Raw genomic sequence first — 15,268 nt, forward strand, 5'->3', positions numbered from 1 at the left:
AGGACCATGATGCGACTGATCTCTGGCGCAGCCCTTTGCCTGACGATGGCGGGCGTGCTGTCGCCTGCCTATGCCCTGACGCAACAGGAACTCGTCGCGAAGCTCGAGTCGGCCGGCTACTCGCAGGTCGGTGAGATGAAATCGACCGCCGAAGGCATCGTCGTGAAGGCCGTCAAAGACGGCAAGGAGGTCCAGATCGTCGTCGACAGCAGCGGTCAAATCAAGGAACGGCGGTAGGGCCGCGCGCCGCGGTCGCAAGCACAAGCATCTCGACTACAGGAACGCCAACAAGAGGAGCCAATCCCCATGACCATGAAACCTCGTTTTGCCGCCATCGCCGCGGCCTTGCTGTTACCGAGCCTCGCATCGGCGCAGTCCGTCGATTGGAACATCTTTGCGGAGCCGTTCATCTCGGAAGCTCACGCGCAGTCGATCGATTGGAAAAAGGTGGACACAGCGCTCGGCAAGACCGCTACCGTCAGCGGAGAGGCCCATCGCTATGGCCTGCCGCGGTCCGATCTGCATGTCACGCTCGACGGCGTGACGATCAAGCCCGCGCTCGCGCTCGGCGGCTGGGTGGCCTTCACTCCCATGGATGGTCAGGCGATGGTGATGGGCGATCTCGTCCTGCTCGAATCCGAGATCACGCCAGTCATGACGAAGCTCTTGAACAGCGGACTGGACATCACGGCGGTCCACAACCACATCCTGCGCGCCTCGCCGGCAACGTTCTACATGCATGTCGCCGGACATGGCGATCCGGTGAAGCTGGCTAGCGCGATCCACGAGGCGCTGACGACCGGCAGCAAGACGCCGTTCGAGCCGCCGGCGACCACCGCCGGCCCTGCCCCCACCGTCGACCTCGACACCGCGAAGCTCGACGAGATCATGCACGCCAAAGGGAACGTCACCGGCGGCGTCGATCAGTTCACGATCCCGCGCCGCGAGCCGGCGACCGAAGCAGGCATGACGGTCACCCCCGCGATGGGCGGTGCCAACGGCATCAACTTCCAGCCGACCGGCGGCGGCAAAGCCGCCATCACGGGCGACTTCCTCGTCACCGGCGACGAGGTCAATCCGCTGATCCGAGCCCTGCGCGCCGGCGACATCGAGGTGACCGCGATCCACAGCCACATGCTCGACGAGCAGCCGCGGATGTTCTTCATCCATTTCTGGGCCAACGACGACGCGCAAAAGCTCGCCCGCGGCATCCGCGCCGCGCTCGATAAAACGGCGGTGGCGCAGAAGTGAGAGGGCCGCCCATGGGTACGCCCGCCGCGATTGGGCCGGGTCCATGATCTCCGCGGCTGCTACTGCTCACGATACGTCCCGCGAGTTCCTTCGCGTGGAAGACCTCGTTAAGCGGTACGGCCAGGAGGCGGCGGTCGCGCATGTCTCATTTTCCGTCGCGGCCGGTGAAATCCTTGGCATTGTCGGTCCGAACGGGGCCGGGAAGACGACCTTGCTGGAATCGCTTGTGGGCTTGCTCGCGACGGAGCAAGGCACTGTTTTCTGGTGCGGCGAGGAATTGCCCCCACCGCGGAGAAAGGAAGCGCTGTTCTATCTGCCCGATGGCATACGGCCCTATCAGGACCGGTTCGCGATCGACGTCATGACTTTCTTTGCGCGGGTCCACAAGCGAACGGCAGCGCAAACGGCCGCAACGATCGCTGCCGTCGGATTGACGCCGGCCCTCGGCAAGCGCGTGCATGCGCTGTCCAAGGGCTACAACCGCCGGCTGCTGCTCGGGCTCGGTCTGCTGACACCGCATGACGTGCTGGTGATGGACGAACCGTTCGATGGCTTCGACATCAGGCAGACGCGCACCATCATCGACGTGATCCGCCAGGAGGCGGCGCGTGGACGCACCTTCATCCTCGCCATCCACCAGCTCGCGGATGCCGAGCGTGCCTGCGACCGCTTTCTGCTGCTCGCCGGAGGAAAGGTACGCGGTATCGGCACTCTCGGCGAATTGCGCGCGATAACCGCGCTGGCGAACGGCTCGCTGGAGGAGATTTTTCTTGCGCTCACCTGAACCACATCGCGCTCGCGAGGCGCCGCTTGCTCCGCTGCTTGCAAAGGAATTGGCCGAGATTGTCTGCGGCCGGGCGCTCTGGACGATGCTTCTCCTGGTCTGTCCATTGATCGGCTACAGCTTCGTTCAAGCCGTCTCGCTCTATGGCGAAGCGAGCGCGTCGGCGCAGCAATCTCCGGTACTGGCGGCAAGCCTGTCGCCGCTCGACGGCGTCCTGGTGCCGACATTCGGCGCGTTCTACGTCGCGGTCACGCTGCTGTTCCCATTCGTGGCGATCCGCGCGCTGGGCCAGGAAAAGGAATCGGGCGCGCTGCGCCTGTTGGTCCAGTTGCCCTATCGATCCTCGACGCTCATTCTTGCCAAGCTCGCCGCCGTGCTCGCGGCCTGGATTCTGGTAAGCATTCCCGCCCTTTCAGCACTCGCGATCTGGGCGATGATGGGCGGGCATCTTGCGGCGTCCGAGACCGTGAATCTCTTGTTCGGCCATCTGCTCTACGGCCTGCTCGTGGCCGCGATTGCATTATTCGCCGCGACCATTGCCGATAGCGCGGCCACTTCAGCCATCATCGCGCTGGCAGTGACGATCGGATCATGGGTGCTCGACTTCACCCTCGCCGGCCATTCCGGCCTCGCGGCCTTTGTCGCGCAACTATCACTGACGCAGGCGCTGCGCCCGTTCGAACAAGGCTTGCTCTCCGCCGGGCTGGTGCTCGGCGTGACCGGCGCAATCGCAGCCCTGTCCGCCCTCGCGTCCATCTGGTTGCCGCCCGGCGTCCCAACGCAAACCAAGTGCATGCGTTCTGTCCCATGCGTGCTCGCCATCTTGCTGGCGCTCGGTCTGGCGACGCAGATCAGGCAATCGGTCGATGTCACCGAGGACCGGCGAAACTCCTTCCCGGCTGCCGATCAGCGGCTGCTCGCCACGCTCCAACTGCCTCTGATCATCAAGGTGAATCTCGCCCCCGAGGATCCACGCTACGCCGATCTGCAACGCAACGTGCTGGCAAAGCTCGATCGCGCGATGCCGAACGTCTCGATCATTGTCGCCGGCAGCCATCGCGATGCCGCCAGCCAACCGGCCAATGATGCTTATGGCGAAATCGAATACTCATACGGCGCCCGATCGGATGTCAGCCGCTCGACCAGTCCGCGCGAAGTCCTGCCGCTGCTGTATGCCCTCGCCGGCAAGCAACCGCCCGCGCCCGCACCCAGTGACGAATATCCGGGCTATCCGCTGGTCGCCACGGCAGATGCTGCACTCTTCTGGTTCGTCGGCGGACTACCGCTGTTGATCGCGGGCGCCTGGTGGTGGAGCCGGCGCCCGCCGGCCAAATCCCTGTTCACCTGCAAAGGAGCCCAATCATGACCGCAGGAGGAAGCATCAAGGCCATCGCTGCTGCGATGGTTCTCGCAGCGCTGGCGCTGCCGGCACTCGCCGGGCAGCCGACAAAAATCGACTTTGTCGACGAAACCGTGGGCACAGAGCCGAAATCGCTCGTGCCGGTCGTCGGCATCTGGCACATCGAGAGCGATAGCGGCAAGAAGGTGCTTGCGGTGGACGGCCGGCAGTGGAAGGAGGGACAATCGTCTGCCGGGATCGCCGACAAGGCGCGCGCGCTGTATGGCGAGCGCTACGCCGAATTCCTCGATCGGGTCCAGGCCTATGCCTACTTCCCCTACGTGATCGCGCCCAACATCGAAAACTTCACCAACGGCGAGATCACCGTGCGCTTCCAGGGATTGTCCGGCCGCATCGATCAGGGTGCCGGAATCCTGTTCAACCTGAAGCCGAACGGCAACTACCTGACCGTCCGCGCCAATTGTCTGGAAAACAACCTCGTGCTCTGGAAGTTCGAGAACGGCAAGCGCTCGTCGGTCAAATGGGTGCGCAACACGCCGACCGCCACGCGCCAATGGCACGACCTCAAGGTTCGCATCATCGGTACAAAGGTCGAGGGCTATCTCGATGGCAAGCTCTATCTCGAGCACACATTGGCGCAGCCCGTCTCGGGTCGCGTCGGCCTGTGGTCAAAGGCCGATAGCCACGTACAATTCGCCGACTACATCGTCACGGCAGCCGACTGAGAAATACGGTAAACGCTTTCGCCACCGATGAGCGCATCATCTGCGGACCGAAGATCGCGCTCCGATACGCGAGCCTAGGCGGCGACGCGACCGGCCTCCAACCGAAACTCCAAGTCCTCGATAAGCTGCGCCAACCGTTCGCGCGTAAACAGATCGGTCGGTTCCTGTGCCAGCCTTCGGGTTTGCGCAAGCTTTTGTTCCAACTCTTTACGCTCGCGGCGCAACATTTGGAGCTCCTTGCTATGTGGGCGAAGTCCGTCAAATTGATCGGGAGAAGTTTACAACTTGTTAAAGCGGCGAGCGCTCCGCATCCGACAAACGGAAACCGTTTGCACGGAACTCATGCTTGAACAAAGATGAGATCATGATCCGATTCCGTCTAATCGGTTCATGATCCAGCGTCCCGTTCTCCGTTGCTTCAACGAGTACAGCCAAAAAACGTAATCCGCCATCCGTTGCGCCTCTGCCCCGTGCGTTACGCCATCACTCTCACGCGTGGAAGTTACGATGCGTGTGGCTCGACCAACCCACCCCGTGATTCTCGCGTCCTCAGACGCCAAGTGTTGCGGCTGTAACCTTTGCCTGGGCGGGACACACTTCGGTGATGCCGCTCATCGATAACAGCGGCGCTTCGGACTCCTGATAGAATTCGCCGAGGAATATCAGTCAAGCGCCGTCCCATGATGGCGATCGTGCAAGAGGAAGATCATGGCCGACGACCTTGCCGCTCGTGTTGAGGCCAATCAGCAGAAACTGAGAGCTGAGTTGAAGTCCCACTATGACTTCATCATTTGCGGGTCGGGGTCATCGGGTTCAGTAGTGGCGCGGCGTTTGGCGGAAAATGCCGACGTCAGCGTTCTCCTGCTCGAAGCCGGCGGCAGCGATGACGTGCCGGACATCATGAGCGCGTCGCGTTGGCCCGCCCTTCGCCGTGGCGAACACGACTGGTCCTTCAACGCGATGCCAAATCCTCGGCTGAACGATCGCGCCATTCCCATGTCCATGGGCAAGGTGCTCGGTGGCGGATCCAGTATCAACGTGATGGTTTGGTCGCGCGGCCACAAAGCGGATTGGGATGGCTTCGCGGCGGAAGCCGGTGATGACGGCTGGAACTATCAATCCGTGCTGCAGATCTATCGGCGCATCGAGGACTGGCACGGCGCACCGGATGCAGCCCGCCGCGGCTCCGGGGGGATGGTCTTCGTGCAACCGGCGCCTGATCCGCATCCTCTCGCCGCCGCGATGATCGAGGCCTTTGCCACCGTCGGCGTTCGGACGTTCGATGACCAGAACGGCGTGATGATGGAGGGCCATGGTGGCGCCGCCCTCACCAACCTGTGCGTCCGTGATGGCCGACGGCAATCCATCTTCCGTTCCTATGTCTCTCCTATCATGGATCGTTCAAATCTCACGGTCCTGACAGGCGCACTCGTCACTCGTCTAACGTTGGCCGGCAAGCGAGTGACCGGCGTGGAGGTCGCGTATGAGGGCAAGATGCGTCGCATCGGTGCTGGCGAAGTCGTGCTGTCGCTGGGCGCCATTCACACGCCCAAGCTGCTCATGCAGTCCGGTATCGGCGATGAGGCCGAGCTGAAACGCTTCGGCATTCCTCTTGTCCAGCATCTGCCCGGCGTTGGTCAGAACTTCCAGGATCACTTCATGGCACCATGCGTCTGGGAGTCGTGTGGGCCTATTGAACGCCGCAACAATTTGACGGAAGCGACCGCACTTTGGCGCAGTGACTCCGCGCTCGAGGTGCCGGACCTGCAGACGCTCATAGTCGAGGCACCCTATGCCAGTCCGCAGGCCGCCAAGGATCCGCTGCCGCCCGATAGTTGGTCACTGACAAATGCGGTACTGCGCACCGCCAGCCGGGCTGCCTCCGACTGACCGGACCCAATCCAGACGACCCAGTCGAGATCGATGCAAACTGCCTCGACGATCCCGCCGATCTGAAGGCGCTGAAGACCTGTGTCGAGTTCTGCAGGGCTATCGGCAATTCACCGGCCTTGCGACCTTTCATGAAAAGAGAACTCGTGCCGGGACCGGTCGACGATTCCGGGCTGGAAACGTTCATCCGTAATGCGACGGTCAGCCACTCGCACCAAACCTGCACTGCCAAGATGGGGCGCGATGCCATGTCGGTGGTCGACCACGACTTGCGCGTTTACGGCCTCGATCATTTGCGGATCGCCGACGGATCGGTCCTGCCGCGGGTGACGACCGGCAATACCATGGCCCCATACGTTGTCATCGGCGAGCGTGCTGGCGAGTTCCTGAAAGCCACTCACCGCCTCGGGCCATGAGCGGACTCCGGTGTTCGCTATCTGGCAATCCGAACAGGCAGGGTCTCGTAGCCATTGACGAAATTCGAATACACTCGCCTCGGTTCGTCGACCACTTCTATACGCTCGAAACGCTTCAGGATTTCTTCCCAGATGATCTTGAGCTGCAGCTCGGCGAGCCTAAGCCCGACGCAACGGTGAATACCAAAGCCGAACGACAGATGCTGGCGCGGTCGCTCCCGATCGATGATGAACTCGTAAGGCTTCTCGATGACCTCTTCGTCGCGGTTGCCCGAGACATACCACATCGCGACTTTATCGCCCTTCCTGATCCGCTTGCCGCGGAACTCGATGTCGGAAAGTGCCGTCCGCCGCATATGGGCAACTGGCGTCTGCCAGCGGATCACCTCCTGCACGAAACTATCGATCAGGGCAGGGCTCTTCCTGAGCTTCTGATACTGATCCCAATGCCGGTTGACCGCATAGATGCTGCCCGACAAGGTATTGCGAGTAGTCTCGTTCCCGCCGACGATCAAAAGCAGCAGATTACCGAGGAAATTTTTCGGATCCACGTCGCGTGCGGCCGGGCTGTGCGCCATCAGCGACAACAGATCGCTTTTCGGCGGCTGGTTGATGCGCGCGTCCCAGAGCCGGCTGAAATATCGCGCGCATTCTTCAAGTTCAGCCTGCCGCTCGTCCTCGGTTGCAACGACTCCTCCGGGGCCCGGAATGGTCGTTGCCAGATCAGACCAGCGCGTCAGCTTTCGGCGATCCTCGAAGGGAAAATCAAACAGGACGGCCAGCATCTGCGTGGTCAGCTCGATCGAGACCCGGCCGACCCAGTCGAACACCTCACTGGTCGGCAGATTGTCGAAGCATTCGACAGAGCGCTCACGGATGCCGATTGCCAACTGTTCGAGATGTGTTGACGTGAATACTGGAGCTATCGTCTTGCGCTGAGCGGCATGGCGCGGAGGATCCATGCTGATGAAGCTCTCGCGGCGCAGGTCGGGTGTCACGTCGACCAGGGTGATGCCGCCAAGCGCCGAGGCCGAGGAGAACACCGCATGATTAGCTTCAACATCGATGATGTCCTCGTATCTGGTGATGGACCAATACGGGCCGAACATGCTGTCGCTGGTGTAGTGGACCGGATCTTCCTTGCGCAGCCGATCGAAATAGGGCCAATGGGTGTTGGAGCGGAACAGCTCGGGATCTGCGGGATCGAGCTCTTCCAGCGGCAGGGAGAGAGCCCGCTCTCGGGCCCTGTCGTATCGGCTGTCTTGAGTGGGATCGAGTGTCCTGTGCATGGCCGGCTCCTCGTCGGTCCTTTCCTTTTTCTTGTGCGGAGCGTCTGATCTTCTGCGGAGTGCTTGATGGGCACGAATCAAATCCGTTTGTCTGCATCTCGGCCCGTGCGCCGGTTTTCGTGATGCAATTCGCTGACGCGCAATTACGCGTCATGGCTCGATGCTGCTTCGGCTTCGCCCAATCCCGGCGAGCCGTTGCAAGCGGCGTCTCAAGATAGGCCGCGCGCCTCACTCTCCGTCATTCCGGGGTGCGCGCAGCGCGAGCCCGGAATCCATCTAGCCGCATGCACGAGCGGAGAAATGGATTCTCTGATGTGCAATTGCACATCATAGCTCGACGCTGTCGCATCGCCCCGGAATGACGAAGAAAAATTCACCTGCGATTTCAACCTGATTTGCCCCGTCCAGCCCTGTAGCGAAAAACATTCCGCTTCCGCCGTCGGGCAAATCAGTGATTTAACTCCGCGCGTCTCACGGCAGATGAGGGGCGGGTCGCGATCGTCACGAACGTTGCGGTGAGATGCGGTGGACGCGGGTGTTGCGAAAGACGAACGCAACATCAGCGGACGGCGAAGTCGTGTGGTCCTGGCGCCCCGACGCTGGCGCTAAGTTTTGTTCGTTGAACACAGCGATGGTGGCAAGAAAGCCCGGTCACCAGGGAGAGCACGAAGTAAGCTGTAAAACCATCGCGCAGGGAAAGCCGGAATGCTTCGGTTGAACCTGTGGTCCTACCCCCGTGCTTTTTGTTGCACGGGACCCACGGGTGCAACCAGCACCCGGCTTTCCCTGCGCCCTCTGATTGATGAGAGGGTGAAACGAGACGCAAAGCTCGGGCGCAACGCACCGCGAGAACGCGAACTCACATCTCTCCCCAACTCCACCGTCATGCCCCCGCGAAGGCGGGGCATCGTATCCGGCGGCCACTCGGCTCAAGCACTGCTGCCTCTGGAATACTGGATCGTCCGGTCAACCCCGGACGATGACAGCGGAGAGCTGTTTGACATCTTGAATCAGAACTCGCGGCGACGCCGTAGGGTGGGCAAGCCTCCCGAAAGGACAGTGCCGTTAACCCTTTACTAACCATACGCTGGGCAAAAATTGCCGGGTGAAGTCGAGTGTCGTCGGTCGCGGATGACGGGAGGGGATCCCCCGTGGACGCCAGCGCGGTGCCTCACTTTCGGAGCGGCGGCCCGCAAGCCGCCGCGCAGACATTTGGCGGCCGCGCCCGGCAGGCGCGGGGGGATCGGGCTACCATGGTCGACGTGACGGCGGGTCAGGGCACGGCATCCGGCGGCTTCTCCCTGGCCGACATCACCAATATCCTGAAGCGCGGCGACATCGCGCTGGCGTTCGGCATCCTCACCATTCTGGTGGTGCTGATCCTGCCGTTGCCCGCGATCGTGCTCGACCTGTTCCTGGCGATCTCGATCACGCTGTCGGTCCTGATCCTGATGACCGCGCTGTTCATCCAGGCGCCACTGGAATTCTCCTCATTCCCGACCATCCTGTTGATCTCGACCATGCTGCGGCTGTCGCTCAACCTGGCCTCGACCCGGTTGATCCTGTCGCGCGGGCATGAGGGCACGGCAGCCGCCGGCCACGTCATCGAGGCCTTCGGCAATTTCGTGATGGGCGGCAATTTCGTGATCGGGATCATCGTGTTCGCGATCCTGGTCATCGTCAACTTCGTCGTCATCACCAAGGGTTCGGGCCGCATCGCCGAAGTCGCGGCACGCTTCCATTTGGATTCGATGCCGGGCAAGCAGATGGCCATCGACGCCGACCTCTCCGCCGGCCTGATCGACGAGAAGGTCGCCAAGGAACGGCGCAAGGAGCTGGAAGACGAAAGCGGCTTCTTCGGCGCCATGGACGGTGCCTCGAAATTCGTCCGTGGCGACGCGATCGCCGGCCTGCTCGTGGTGTTCATCAACGTCGTCGGCGGCATCATCATCGGCGTCGCCCAGCAGGGCCTCGGCTTTGCCGAAGCCGCGCGCACCTACACGGTGCTGACCGTCGGCGACGGCCTGGTGACGCAGGTCCCGGCGCTGATCGTCTCGACCGCCGCGGGCCTCCTGGTCTCGAAGGCCGGCGTCTCCGGCGCCGCCGACAAGGCGCTGATGAAACAGCTCTCGGGCTATCCTCAGGCGCTCGGCATGTCGGCCGGCGTCATGATCGTGCTGTCGCTGCTGCCGGGCATTCCGATGATCCCGTTCCTGGCGCTGGGCTCCGGCGCCGCCGCGCTGGCCTGGACCGCGCGCAAGCAGAAGCATGCCGCCAAGGCCGTCCAGGCCGCCGCTGCGGCCGCCCCTACTGCTGCGGCAGCGGCAGCCGCAGCAGCCGCCGAGGAGCCGATCTCGAGCGCGCTAAAGATCGACGACCTCAAGATCGAGCTCGGCTATGCGCTGCTGCCGCTCGTCAACGGCCCCGACGGCACCGACCGATTGACCGAGCAGATCAAGGCGCTGCGCCGCTCGCTCGCGGTCGAGATGGGCTTTGTGATGCCGGCGGTGCGCATCCTCGACAACGTCCAGCTCGAGGCCAACACCTATGTCATCAAGATCAAGGAGGTCGATGCCGGCACGGGGCGGATCTGGCCGAACCAGTTCATGGTGATGGACCCCGGCGGCAACCAGGTCGCGATCCCCGGCATCCATACCGTCGAGCCGACGTTTGGTCTGCCTGCGACCTGGGTCGACGCCGCGCTGAAGGAAGAGGCCTCGCTGAAGGGCTACACCGTGGTCGATGCCGCCACCGTGCTGTCGACGCACCTGACCGAGCTGCTCAAGAACAACATGTCGGACCTGTTGTCCTACGGCGAGGTGCAGAAGCTGCTCAAGGAACTGCCGAAGGAACAGGGCGAACTGATCAAGGATATCGTGCCGAGCCAGGTCACGATCTCCGGCATCCAGCGCGTGCTGCAACTGCTGCTGGCCGAGCGCGTCTCAATCCGCGACCTCTCGACCATCCTCGAAGGCATTGCCGACGCGCTCGCCTTCTCGCGCAATCCGGCGACCATGGTCGAGCATGTCCGCGCCCGCCTGGCGCGGCAGATCTGCGCGCAGAACACTTCCTACAACGGCTACCTGCCGCTGATCGCGCTGTCGGCGCGCTGGGAGCAGGCGTTCGCGGAATCGATCGTGGGCACGGGCGAGGACAGGAGCCTTGCGATGCAGCCGTCCAAATTGTCGGAATTCATGACCGCGACCCGCAACGCCTTCGAGCAGGCCGCGCGCGAAGGCGAAGCGCCGGTGCTGGTGACCTCGGCCGCGATCCGGCCCTTCGTTCGCTCGCTGGTTGAACGCTTCCGCTCGCAGACGACCGTTTTGTCGCAGGCGGAAATCCATCCGCGGGCACGCTTGAAGACCGTCGGGAGCGTGTGACCGGCGCGCAAATCAGTTGCAAAGCGACGCAGCATTTTCGTCACATGCAACTTGTTTGTAGAAAATGGCTTAATTTCAACAGCTTATCGTCGCCGCGCCCCGCTCTCGATCTAACGCATTGCAATAACTGAACAATATCCCCGCCAGCGCGGATTTCAATCGCGTCGGATCACGTCTGTTCACGGGCTTGTGATCGCCTCTACGGAACGGAATCCGCGATTCCTATGTTGGAAGGGCGCAAGGATGTTGAACCTGTCGGAAGAGGCGACCGACAAAAAGTAAGCGACAGGGAAGGCGGCAGGAGACTTCCATGAACCACTCGATCTACAGCGCGGATCGGACGACCCATCTGAAGATTGTGGTCGTTGCACTCGTAGCGGGTGTGGTTGTGGCCGGCCTTGGCATCATGGCGCGCAACGGCGTGGACGAGTACCAGACCGCGCGGGTGATGAAGGCCGGCAAGCCGGTGGCCATCACCTCATCGAACAATTCGCTCGTACGCTAGAGCAGGAGAGGAATTTACGGAATTCACGTGGTTCTTTACAGCCCCCCAAAGGCCACGTGGATATTAAGACCCCCAACTACCCCCAAGTTGACTATCGAAAACGCCCGCTCCCCACGGGCGTTTTCTTTTTATTTTGAATCAGCGGTTCCCGGCGGCACGCTCTCGATCAGCCTGCCGGAGAAGATCGGTGCCGAGGTCGGCATGCCCGTCGGCGACCCCCCCTCCGGCTCGACGGTGACTGCGTAGGTCGCATCATTGATCGTGGCGGCATCGATGGACGACAGCACCGGGCGCTCGGTGAAATCATCAGCGCCGATCACGCCGAGCGAGCGCGGCTGCGGCAGCTTGTCCGAGATCAGCCACAGCTCGAAGCTCTTGCCGGGCTCCGGCGGCGCGCCGACCCGGCGCACCGTGAAGTTCCTGGTGGCGGCATCGACGGTCAGGATGAAGGCTGGGGAGTTGCCGTCCTGCTGCAGCACGGCGACAAATTGTCCCGAGGGCGGCGGGGGCGGTGTCTTGACCTCCACAATCTCTGTGCGGGGCTTCGGACGGATGGCGTCAGGCAGGGCATCGGGCCGGTAGACCTGAAGCCCCAGCACCACCAGGAGCGCAGCAGCAATCGTGCTCACCGCCGACGCCACGCCGCGCCAGCGTCTGAGCCGGCTTGTGAGCTGGACGACCCGACCGTCATCGACGAGCGGTGCCTGCTGAACGGGCGCCTCCGCGACGACTCTCGGCTCCACCGGCGGGGGCGAAGGTGACGGGGCTTCCGGCGGCAGGGCCAAGGGCGCTTGCGGTGCGGAGGATTGCGCGATCACGCTCTTGATGTTCTCCCACACGATCGGCCGCGGCTCGACCAGGCCCACCATCTGGTTGAGCGGGCCGAGCCTGAATTCCCAGGCCTGCACGAGGGCGGTGAACTCCTTGTCCATCGCCATCATGGTCTCGACCTGCGCGCGCTCCTCCGCATCGAGCGAGCCGAGCGCATACTCGGCGGCGAGCGCGATATGGTCCTCGTTATGAGCCATCACACGATATCGGGGCTCTCAAACCCCAAGACACTCCCTGATCTCCAGCAGGCTGCGGCGCAGCCATGTCTTCACCGTGTTCACCGGCGTCTCGAATTTGACGGCGAGCTGCTCGCGGCTCCAGCCGTTGTAATAGGCAAGCAGCACGAGCTTCTGCCGGTCCGGCTCCAGACGGCCGACGCATTCCAATAAGCGGCGCAGTTCCTCCGTCATCTCGCGTCGCGCCAGCGGATCGGGCGTCTCGGCCGCGACCTCCATCGCCGCAGGCTCTTCCTCCAGCGAGATTTCGCTCTTCTTGCGGACCATGTCGATGGCGCGGTTGCGGGCAATGGATGCCATCCAGGTGATCGGCGACGCCAGCGCCGGGTCGAATTGTCCCGCGCTGTTCCAGATCTTGACGTAAGTATCCTGAATGATTTCCTCGGCAAGATCCTGTCGCCGCAAGATACGCAGGACGACGCCGAAGAGTTTCGCCCGCGTGGCCACGTACAATCGCTCGAAAGCGGCCTCATCCCCCTTCGCAACGGCAGCGATCAGCCAGACCAGTTCAGCCGGCGTCAGCATTCAGCATCCCCCAAATCGCGATCCCTGTTCGCCTGATGCCGGGAATTAATCCTATCCCTTCGTAGCATAGTTCGGCAGGCCGCGGTCCACCAGCCGATGGATTCGGGACCTTTCCAAAGCAAAACCCGGGCCTCGCAGCCCGGGTTCGGTTCCCATCCAATGTGGAGAGGTTCAGGATTCAGGCAACGCCGAGACGCGCCCGCATCAAGCCGATCGAGTCCATGTCGGCCTGCTCCCGGGCGCTCTCTTCAGCGCGCTCGCGGGCCTGGTCGCGTTCGTCCAGGAGCTCGACCTTCTTGAGTTCCTCGAAGGCTTCGCCAAGCTGCGCCTTGGCCTCCTCGAGCTGGATGCGCAGCTCGTCAGCGGAGCGGGTGAGGTTTTCGCGGCGCTGGATCGCAGCCTTGGCATAGGTCGGATAGGCAAAGTGAGCGGGATCGTTGATCCCGGCTCGCTCCTGCTCGACCTGGATCTCGCGTTCAAGCTCCACCGACATGCGATGGAAATCGGCGATCATGCCTTCGATCTGGGTGACCCTGCGGCGCTTCTCGTCGACCTGAAATTTCTTCAGGCGGATCAGCGTGTCACGTGACTTCATCGACTCATACTCCCCAGAAGTCCCGATTTCGAACGCGGGACAAGGCCGGCTCCCCCTGGACCCCGCCGGCGCAGCTAATGACATGCCGCGGATGATGGCCCGACAAAGTTAGCGTTCCGTTTCCAAATTCGAGAGGATTTGCGCCAGTTGCCGATAGCCGTCGGCCAAACTGACAGACTCGCCCTTGCCCTGGCGCAGGAAGGCCTCCAAAGGCTCGTGCAGGCGGATTGCCTCGTCCACTTCCGGGCTGGAACCGGCCCGGTAGGCGCCGAGCCGGATCAACTCCTCCATATCGGCGTACGTCGCCATCACCTGACGCGCCCTGGTGATAACGGGGAGAAATGCCGGGTCGGCCGAGCGCGGCATCGTGCGGGAGACCGATTTGAGGATGTTGATCGCAGGATAGCGCCCGCGCTCGGCGATCGAGCGCTGCATCACGATGTGACCATCGAGGATGCCGCGCACGGCATCGGCGATCGGCTCATTGTGGTCGTCACCATCGACCAGCACCGTGAAGATCGCGGTGATGGCACCGACCCCGGTCCCCGGCCCTGCCCGCTCCAGAAGCTTCGGCAGTTCGGTGAACACCGTCGGCGTATAGCCCTTGGCGGTCGGCGGCTCGCCGGCGGACAGCCCGATCTCGCGCTGCGCCATGGCAAAGCGCGTCACCGAATCCATCAGGCACAGCACCTCCTTGTCCTCATCGCGAAAATACTCCGCGATCGCGAGCGTGAGGTAAGCGGCCTGCCGCCGCATCAAGGCCGGCTCGTCGGAGGTCGCGACCACGACCACCGAGCGCGCGAGGCCCTCCTCGCCGAGGTCTTCCTGGAGGAATTCCTGCACCTCGCGGCCGCGTTCGCCGATCAGCCCGATCACCGAGATGTCGGCATCGACGTTGCGCGCCAGCATCGAGAGCAGCACCGACTTGCCGACGCCGGAGCCGGCGAAGATGCCGAGCCGCTGGCCGCGGCAGCAGGTCAGGAACGTGTTGAGCGCGCGGATGCCGAGATCGAGCGGGCTGCCGACCCGCTTGCGCGAATGCGCCGGCGGCGGTGCGTTGCGGAAGGGAACGGGAGAGGCGCCCTGCGGCAGCGGACCCTTGCCGTCGATCGGCTCGCCCATCGCGTTGACGACGCGGCCGAGCCAGGCCGCCGACGGCCGCACGAAGCCGGCGGCGTTGGCGATGACAGCACGGCAGCCACGCCTGACGCCTTCGAGACCACCGAACGGCATCACCACCGCGTTGCTGCCGGAGAAGCCGATGACCTCCGCCGGGATGAAGCGATTGCCGCCAACGTCGATCACGATGCGGGCGCCGACCGACATCGCATGGATGGGGCCGGCGATCTCAACCATGAGCCCGCGGACGCCGACCACGCGGCCATAAATATTGACGCCGTCGATGTCGCCGATCTGTTCCGCGAGCGCTTTCATTGCGAAAACCTTAAGTTTCGCCGATTTCTCCGCATCCGCTTAACTTC

The 15,268-nt window shown here is 62.9% G+C and carries 13 protein-coding genes and 1 pseudogene; 8 read left to right on the top strand and 6 right to left on the bottom strand.

Annotation, left to right across the window (positions count from 1 at the left end; translation table 11 throughout):
* The first annotated feature begins 6 nt into the window (after positions 1-6).
* From AC5ZGW_RS00295 to AC5ZGW_RS00315, 5 genes are all read left to right on the top strand, one after another.
* Positions 7-237: a PepSY domain-containing protein gene (locus tag AC5ZGW_RS00295; RefSeq protein WP_409334847.1), complete on the top strand. Its 231-nt coding sequence runs from the start codon at positions 7-9 to the stop codon at positions 235-237.
* A 69-nt stretch (positions 238-306) separates the two neighbouring features.
* Entirely contained in the window at positions 307-1,251 is a 945-nt protein-coding gene (locus tag AC5ZGW_RS00300) for a DUF1259 domain-containing protein (RefSeq protein WP_130227461.1), read from the top strand.
* Positions 1,252-1,345: 94 nt separating this feature from the next.
* Positions 1,346-2,035 carry an ABC transporter ATP-binding protein gene (locus AC5ZGW_RS00305; RefSeq protein ID WP_245474834.1) on the top strand — a complete coding sequence of 230 codons (690 nt, stop codon included), beginning with the start codon at positions 1,346-1,348 and terminating at the stop codon, positions 2,033-2,035.
* Positions 2,022-3,401, top strand: coding sequence for an ABC transporter permease (locus AC5ZGW_RS00310; RefSeq protein ID WP_130227463.1), 1,380 nt, complete (start codon positions 2,022-2,024; stop codon positions 3,399-3,401). The genes AC5ZGW_RS00305 and AC5ZGW_RS00310 overlap by 14 nt, the downstream gene beginning before the upstream one ends.
* Complete coding sequence (locus AC5ZGW_RS00315; RefSeq protein ID WP_245474835.1) at positions 3,398-4,120, top strand: hypothetical protein; 723 nt, start codon at positions 3,398-3,400, stop codon at positions 4,118-4,120. The genes AC5ZGW_RS00310 and AC5ZGW_RS00315 overlap by 4 nt, the downstream gene beginning before the upstream one ends.
* Positions 4,121-4,194: 74 nt before the next feature.
* On the opposite strand, the gene AC5ZGW_RS00320 is transcribed toward AC5ZGW_RS00315, so the two are convergent.
* Positions 4,195-4,347, bottom strand: a complete 153-nt coding sequence (locus tag AC5ZGW_RS00320; protein ID WP_165435332.1) for a hypothetical protein — start codon at positions 4,345-4,347, stop codon at positions 4,195-4,197.
* 481 nt (positions 4,348-4,828) lie between these two features.
* On the opposite strand from AC5ZGW_RS00320, the pseudogene AC5ZGW_RS00325 reads away from it, so the two are divergent.
* A pseudogene (locus tag AC5ZGW_RS00325) lies at positions 4,829-6,426 on the top strand (GMC family oxidoreductase).
* A gap of 17 nt (positions 6,427-6,443) precedes the next feature.
* On the opposite strand, the gene AC5ZGW_RS00330 reads toward AC5ZGW_RS00325, so the two are convergent.
* The gene (locus tag AC5ZGW_RS00330; protein ID WP_130227464.1) at positions 6,444-7,715 is read right to left on the bottom strand and encodes a cytochrome P450; all 1,272 of its coding nucleotides are present in this window, start codon (positions 7,713-7,715) and stop codon (positions 6,444-6,446) included.
* 1,151 nt (positions 7,716-8,866) lie between these two features.
* On the opposite strand from AC5ZGW_RS00330, the gene flhA reads away from it, so the two are divergent.
* Positions 8,867-11,095: a flagellar biosynthesis protein FlhA gene (flhA, locus tag AC5ZGW_RS00335; RefSeq protein WP_130228853.1), complete on the top strand. Its 2,229-nt coding sequence runs from the start codon at positions 8,867-8,869 to the stop codon at positions 11,093-11,095.
* A gap of 310 nt (positions 11,096-11,405) precedes the next feature.
* Positions 11,406-11,600 carry a hypothetical protein gene (locus AC5ZGW_RS00340; protein ID WP_130228852.1) on the top strand — a complete coding sequence of 65 codons (195 nt, stop codon included), beginning with the start codon at positions 11,406-11,408 and terminating at the stop codon, positions 11,598-11,600.
* 128 nt (positions 11,601-11,728) lie between these two features.
* Here AC5ZGW_RS00340 and AC5ZGW_RS00345 read toward each other — a convergent pair whose 3' ends face one another.
* From AC5ZGW_RS00345 to fliI, 4 genes are all read right to left on the bottom strand, one after another.
* Positions 11,729-12,628: an anti-sigma factor gene (locus AC5ZGW_RS00345; RefSeq protein ID WP_130228851.1), complete on the bottom strand. Its 900-nt coding sequence runs from the start codon at positions 12,626-12,628 to the stop codon at positions 11,729-11,731.
* Positions 12,629-12,646: 18 nt separating this feature from the next.
* Positions 12,647-13,192 carry a sigma-70 family RNA polymerase sigma factor gene (locus AC5ZGW_RS00350; protein ID WP_130228850.1) on the bottom strand — a complete coding sequence of 182 codons (546 nt, stop codon included), beginning with the start codon at positions 13,190-13,192 and terminating at the stop codon, positions 12,647-12,649.
* 178 nt (positions 13,193-13,370) lie between these two features.
* Complete coding sequence (gene fliJ, locus AC5ZGW_RS00355; RefSeq protein WP_028162102.1) at positions 13,371-13,787, bottom strand: flagellar export protein FliJ; 417 nt, start codon at positions 13,785-13,787, stop codon at positions 13,371-13,373.
* 108 nt (positions 13,788-13,895) lie between these two features.
* Positions 13,896-15,221 carry a flagellar protein export ATPase FliI gene (gene fliI, locus AC5ZGW_RS00360; RefSeq protein WP_028162101.1) on the bottom strand — a complete coding sequence of 442 codons (1,326 nt, stop codon included), beginning with the start codon at positions 15,219-15,221 and terminating at the stop codon, positions 13,896-13,898.
* Positions 15,222-15,268: the final 47 nt, after the last annotated feature.

The sequence above is a fragment of the Bradyrhizobium sp. Crot121 genome, assembly GCF_059512385.1.

Excerpts from the sequence above, each read along its gene's own strand:
- AC5ZGW_RS00295 (WP_409334847.1), top strand. The coding sequence starts at position 7 with ATGATGCGACTGATCTCTGGCGCAGCCCTTTGCCTGACGATGGCGGGC.
- AC5ZGW_RS00300 (WP_130227461.1), top strand. The coding sequence starts at position 307 with ATGACCATGAAACCTCGTTTTGCCGCCATCGCCGCGGCCTTGCTGTTA.
- AC5ZGW_RS00315 (WP_245474835.1), top strand. The coding sequence starts at position 3,398 with ATGACCGCAGGAGGAAGCATCAAGGCCATCGCTGCTGCGATGGTTCTC.
- AC5ZGW_RS00320 (WP_165435332.1), bottom strand. The coding sequence starts at position 4,347 with ATGTTGCGCCGCGAGCGTAAAGAGTTGGAACAAAAGCTTGCGCAAACC.
- AC5ZGW_RS00330 (WP_130227464.1), bottom strand. The coding sequence starts at position 7,715 with ATGCACAGGACACTCGATCCCACTCAAGACAGCCGATACGACAGGGCC.
- AC5ZGW_RS00340 (WP_130228852.1), top strand. The coding sequence starts at position 11,406 with ATGAACCACTCGATCTACAGCGCGGATCGGACGACCCATCTGAAGATT.
- AC5ZGW_RS00345 (WP_130228851.1), bottom strand. The coding sequence starts at position 12,628 with ATGGCTCATAACGAGGACCATATCGCGCTCGCCGCCGAGTATGCGCTC.
- AC5ZGW_RS00350 (WP_130228850.1), bottom strand. The coding sequence starts at position 13,192 with ATGCTGACGCCGGCTGAACTGGTCTGGCTGATCGCTGCCGTTGCGAAG.
- fliJ (WP_028162102.1), bottom strand. The coding sequence starts at position 13,787 with ATGAAGTCACGTGACACGCTGATCCGCCTGAAGAAATTTCAGGTCGAC.
- fliI (WP_028162101.1), bottom strand. The coding sequence starts at position 15,221 with ATGAAAGCGCTCGCGGAACAGATCGGCGACATCGACGGCGTCAATATT.